The sequence below is a fragment of the Aminobacter sp. P4_H6_2 genome (assembly GCF_056400805.1).
The window spans coordinates 1-5259 of the sequence record NZ_JBFUKO010000378.1 but is presented as its reverse complement, the minus strand read 5'-3'; the positions used below and the strand labels follow the sequence as shown (position 1 = coordinate 5259).

4 protein-coding genes are annotated in these 5259 nt (G+C 59.3%); 2 read left to right on the top strand and 2 right to left on the bottom strand.

The window, feature by feature from the left end; genetic code table 11:
• Positions 1 to 793 (bottom strand): ABC transporter substrate-binding protein (locus tag AC1DUU_RS22200; RefSeq protein WP_476785554.1); only part of this gene is annotated, 793 nt, incomplete at its 3' end.
• Positions 794 to 996: 203 nt separating this feature from the next.
• Between AC1DUU_RS22200 and AC1DUU_RS22195 the strand changes: the two genes are divergently transcribed.
• Both AC1DUU_RS22195 and AC1DUU_RS22190 read left to right on the top strand, forming a co-directional pair.
• Complete coding sequence (locus tag AC1DUU_RS22195; RefSeq protein ID WP_476785553.1) at positions 997 to 1956, top strand: LysR family transcriptional regulator; 960 nt, start codon at positions 997 to 999, stop codon at positions 1954 to 1956.
• A 231-nt stretch (positions 1957 to 2187) separates the two neighbouring features.
• Positions 2188 to 3684 carry a gamma-glutamylcyclotransferase family protein gene (locus AC1DUU_RS22190; RefSeq protein ID WP_476785552.1) on the top strand — a complete coding sequence of 499 codons (1497 nt, stop codon included), beginning with the start codon at positions 2188 to 2190 and terminating at the stop codon, positions 3682 to 3684.
• A gap of 390 nt (positions 3685 to 4074) precedes the next feature.
• On the opposite strand, the gene AC1DUU_RS22185 is transcribed toward AC1DUU_RS22190, so the two are convergent.
• The coding region (locus AC1DUU_RS22185) for an FAD-dependent monooxygenase (protein WP_476785551.1) at positions 4075 to 5259 on the bottom strand (1185 nt) is incomplete at its 5' end.

The window sequence follows — 5259 nt, the reverse complement described above, 5'->3', positions numbered from 1 at the left end:
CCAGAATCTCGACCCCCTTTTCCGGATTGTCGAAGGCGTATTTCCAGCCGCGGCTGGCCGCCCGCACATAAGACGCGAAGGCTTCGGGATCGCTGTTCAGCTTTTCCGAGGTCGCGAAATAGGGAAGCGGCAGCAGACGCACGCCATTGTCCCAGAGCGGCAGCTCGACCGCATCGTCCCCGAGCAATTCACGCTGACCGACATTGGAACGCCAGCCGGCTATGGCGTCGACCTGCCCCGACAGAAGCGGCTTGGCATCAGAGCCGATGGTGATCACCTCGACCTTGGATTCATCGATCCCGTTCTTGCGAAGCAACGCGCTCAGAAGGACTGCCCCGCCGGCAGGCTGGACGCCGACACGCTTGCCGACCATGTCCTGTGGCGTGTTGATCGGCGCGCTCTTGAGCGAGAAATAGGCAAAGGGATGGACTTGCAGCGCCACCGCGAAGCACTGGATCGGAATCCCCTTCGAAGCCGCCAGCATGATTTGGGGGCTCGAGGACTGCTGCCCGATATCGTACTGCCCGGAGGCGACCAGCGGTACCGAGTCGATATTCGGGCCGCCGGCGCTGATTTCCACCGCGTTGCCTTCCTCCTCCTGGTAGCCAAGTTCGCGGGCGAGGATATCGCCGATGTGCTGGCTGTTGATGAGCCAGCCGAACTGGACATTGACCTTGCGCGTTCCTGCTGCCCGGGCGCGGTAGGGCACGATAGCCGGTGCTGCCAACCCGACTGCCACCGCAGCTGAGAATTTGAGCACGTTTCGCCGGCTTATGCGCAGATTGTCCTGCATAATTGCTTTCCTCCATCCACTCATCGATTGATGGTGACCTTGTTCCCGACAAGAACGCTAGTCGAATAAAGGCATCGCAAAAAGTTCAAATTTTCGAGCGCCCCGTTGCCATGTCGGCAACACCATCCTACCCTCGGTTTTTGGGGATTTCAGGCCCGTTCCGAGCCGTATAGCGCCAACCAGGCACCGCTTCCGAGGATGTCATGCACGCAGCCGTATTGCGCTACTTCGAGCAGGTTGCCGAGAGCGGTTCGATCCGTGTCGCCTCGGAGGTCCTGCATGTTGCGCCATCCGCGATCACGCGCCAGATACTCAATCTGGAGGCCGAGCTCGGCTGCAAGCTGTTCGAGCGCCTACCCACCGGAATGCGACTAACCGCAGCCGGTCATGTCTTCCTGCGACACACCAGACGCACGCTGTCGGACTGGCGCAACACCGCGGGCGAGCTTACCGCCCTTGCCGGACAGATTGCCGGCGAGGTCCGCGTTCTCGCCACACCTCCCCTCATCATCAGTGTGTTGCTGGGTGCAATCGAGTCCCTCGTCGAGGAGCATCCTCGGGTTCGCTTCAACGTCACCGATGCCAATGTGGTCAACAAGGCAGATCAGATGCAGCTCGGCCATCCCGATATCGCGCTTTTGCCATTCGATCGTCGCTACAGGCAGTTCGAACTTCTCGATCAGCTCAACGTACGCGTAGGCGTAGTGGTCACGCCAAACCATCCTCTCGCCAAAGAGAATACGCTAACGCTCACGCAGTGCGCCGAGCATCCCGTCCTGATGGTCCAGGACATGTGGATCCAGAGGCATTCGGACGTCGAATTTCAGGAGACGGGGGCCGAGTACCAGCCGCGCATCGTATCCTCGTCCTGGCCGCTTGCGCGCGAAGCGGCACGGCGAGGATTAGGCGTCGGTTTTTTCGCCTCCGTCGGTGTTGCCAAGGAACTTGCATCGGGTGAACTGATCTTTATCCCCCTCGATATCCCCGGCTACGTCACCAGCAGCCTATCGCTCTACGTCAATGCCGATCGAAAGCTAGCACCTGAGGTGGCTGTCACTGTCCAGCATATCAAGGCCAAGTTTGCCGAGGTGCGTTCGCTTCTGCCGTCAGTGGCGATGCCGACGACGAGTTCGTCAGGATCTATGCGGAGGCAAGATCGGTGAGTTTCGCTGGTTTGAACCGGCGTACTGCTCCTTTGGGGCCGAGACCGGACTGGCGGCTTTAGGCGTCCAAAATGCGAACATGGACATTCAGCCCCGAGCGGCTCATAGGGCCTCAACCCGGACATCCCGCTTTGCCACGCCGGTTTGAAAGCTAAGCGACATCGGTCTACTGATGAGATTTTCGCAAACCTTTGCATGCGCGGTGCAACTAGCCCGTCGCGGGAGTAGATCATGTTGAAAGCTACCGAAGAGGAAGTCCGGGAATATTTTGAATGGCAGGCGCCCGACCTCGAAGTGACTTTCATGCAGAAGGTCTACTCGGAGATCGTTCTCAACACCCGCCACGACGTGTGGGACATCCACACCAACAAGGATCGGTGGTGGGTCATCACGGGCGGCACAAACCTCTACTCTCAGGAGCAATTCCCCAATATGGACCTTGCTCTGACCTTCCATATTGGCCTGATGCTCCGCATCCCGCGTACGGAAAAACAACAGGAAGGCGATCTACGCATCCTTCCGTTCGGTCCTGTCTTCGAGAAGATGGAAGAAGCTGGCACCGCCGTGACACAAGCGCAAAACCTCTCGGACTATCAGGCCGTCGGCGTTCGCTGCCGCGAGGCGCTACTCGAGCTGATCGGCGTCGCGCAGGACGCGGCAATGTGGTCAGACACACCGCCACAGCGTGCGAACTTCCGAGCGTGGACGGAGATCATCTGCAACGATCTTCTGCCGGGCGACACCAATAAAGAGCGTCGCGGGGCCCTCAAAAGTGCGCTCGAGTCTGCATGGACGGTTTCAAACTGGCTGACGCATTCAAAGTCGGCCACGTGGATTGATGCCGACATGGCGCAATCGTTGATCCAACACGCCATCGGCATGGCGACATCATTGATCATTCGCGAGTTGCGCGGGGTGCCTTCAGAATGCCCGAACTGCGGCTCGCCCCATCTCGAACCCGGCCACGGCGAAAATACTGAGGCACCGGGTATACTCTGGGAAYGACCACTCTGCTCCGATTGCGGATGGGCCGGTAGGCCCGTTCCAATCCTCGACCTCGAAGATGGGCAGCCCATCATCACACGCGAAGGCAAAGAAACCGACGAGTGCAGCATAATGACAGTACCGCTGCGCACGATTCTGAAGCCGAGAAATCCCACCATCGAGCCGCTGAAGACAGAAACCGGACCTCCGGAGCACGTCGTGTATTTTGCCTATGGGTCCAACATGTCGACCGCCCGGCTGCGCGAGCGCATGCCGAGCTGCAAGCCACTCGGCATCGCTACCTTGCCGGGTCATGCGCTCCGTTTTCATAAGCGCAGCACGGATAAGTCCGGGAAGTGCAACGCATTTTCCAGTGAAGGCGATAGGAGTGTGATCGGAGTCCTATTCAGCTTCGATCCTGCCGAGCGTACCAAACTGGACAAGGCCGAAGGCGTTGGCAGCGGCTACGAGCACGCGACGGTCACGGTCATTAATGAAAAAGGTCGCAGGCAAAAGGTCCTTACCTACTTCGCCACTCTTGACTATATTGACGACAGCCTCAAACCCTATGGTTGGTATAAGGATTTTGTGCTTGCAGGTGGCAGGGAACACGGTCTGCCGTCGGAGTATATTACTGAGTACATTCAGTCGGTTGAGGCGATCGAAGATCCGAACAAGAGCAGGGACTACAAGCAGCGGACCACGCTCGGAAGCCCCGGCCGTGAGACTGCGGTGTCGGAGTAGTCTGCGGACACGGTTTGCGTTTCTGGGGCGAGGAGCGGGGCCCATTGCTGACCGTCAGGTTTCAAGTCGCTTAGCGGATAGCTGCCATTCGGCAATCGACCTCATCTACGACGTTCGGGGCTCAGCGCACAGCTCCCGAAAGCTGCCGCTGATCCTGCATCATCATCGGAGTCTAAACGGCCCCAGTCCTTCCATCGCGGTTTCTTTGGTTGGTTCGATTGTTGCGCCGCCTTGGCCGTGCCAACGCGCAGCACATCCATCACGAAGTCCGGACCGCCCGCGAGCCCTCTATCGGCTCTGGTCAGTTGAGCCTCCGTGGAGTCCGCGCGCAGAGTAAGGCATCTTATGGCGGACGGAGATGCCATAAGATGCCTGGACTGACTCAGTTTTTTAGAGGCGATAGAGACTGCTAGCGCCGCCAACCGGCAACCTGGCAGTGCAGTCGGCCATCGGCAAACCCTGCGACCATCCTGCTGCCATGGCCTGCGCATCACGCAATGGATCGGATGCCTTGGCGCGCTCATTGCGAATACGGCACGTTTCCGGGTCTTGGGCGAAGAGGCCGCGCGCGAACATGCGGCCCTGCTCAGCCAGCTTTGTAGTTTTGGGTCCGCGAACCTCCGCGAAAAGCAGTAGGGCTTCTTCAATGCCACGGTCTGTCACGTCCAGGCACCGCGCTAGATGCCATGCGTCTTCCAGAGCCTGGCAGGCGCCTTGACCCGACGTTGGCAACGGCGCATGCGCTGCGTCCCCGACGAGTAGTACATTAGCCCGAACCCAAGTGTGAATCGGCTCCAAATCGTGCACGGCAATCAGCTGAATGGTGTGCGCCGGCGTGGCCTTGATGATGCTGGCAACAGGTTCGGGCCAGCTTCCAAACAAATCCAGAAGTTCTTTGTGCATATCCGCTGCGGGTGTCGCCTCAGATAGTGGTCGCGCTTGAGCCGCTGCCCAGTACACCAAATCTTTCCGCACGGCGACGCAGCCGAAACGGTCGCCAGAACCCCAATAGTCCTGAATCTCGATATTGTTCACCAACGGACCGTTACCTTGTGCAACACCGATCCAATTCACAAAACCCTGATAAATGGGTGTGTTGTCACCTGCGACGAACCTGCGGGCCACCGAGTCCATGCGGCCATCGGCGCCAATCAGGAGATCCGGACGGATACTCTGGCCGTTCTCGAACCACGCCACGGCCCTACCGCTAGCATCCAGGTCGATCGCTACCGCTCGATACCCAAATTCCACCTGGATACCAGCCCGTGCTGAGTGTTCCAGCAGTACGGCCTGCAGGTCTCGCCGCAAGATTGTATGGGTGGGATATCCCATGATTTGGTCCAGTAGCTTGATGTCTAGGCCACCCAAAGAATCGCCAGCTGCGTCTTTGCGGAACACTGACACGGGCCGGCCGCCCGCTGCCGCGATGTCCTCCAACAGCCCCAATTCTTGCAGCACAAAGCCAGCGTTGGGCCAGAGCGTCACGCCGGCTCCCATGGTCGCCGGCCCGGCCCGACGTTCATATACGCGGGGGGTGTGCCCTTGCTTATGCAAGGCAAGCGCCACGCTCWAACC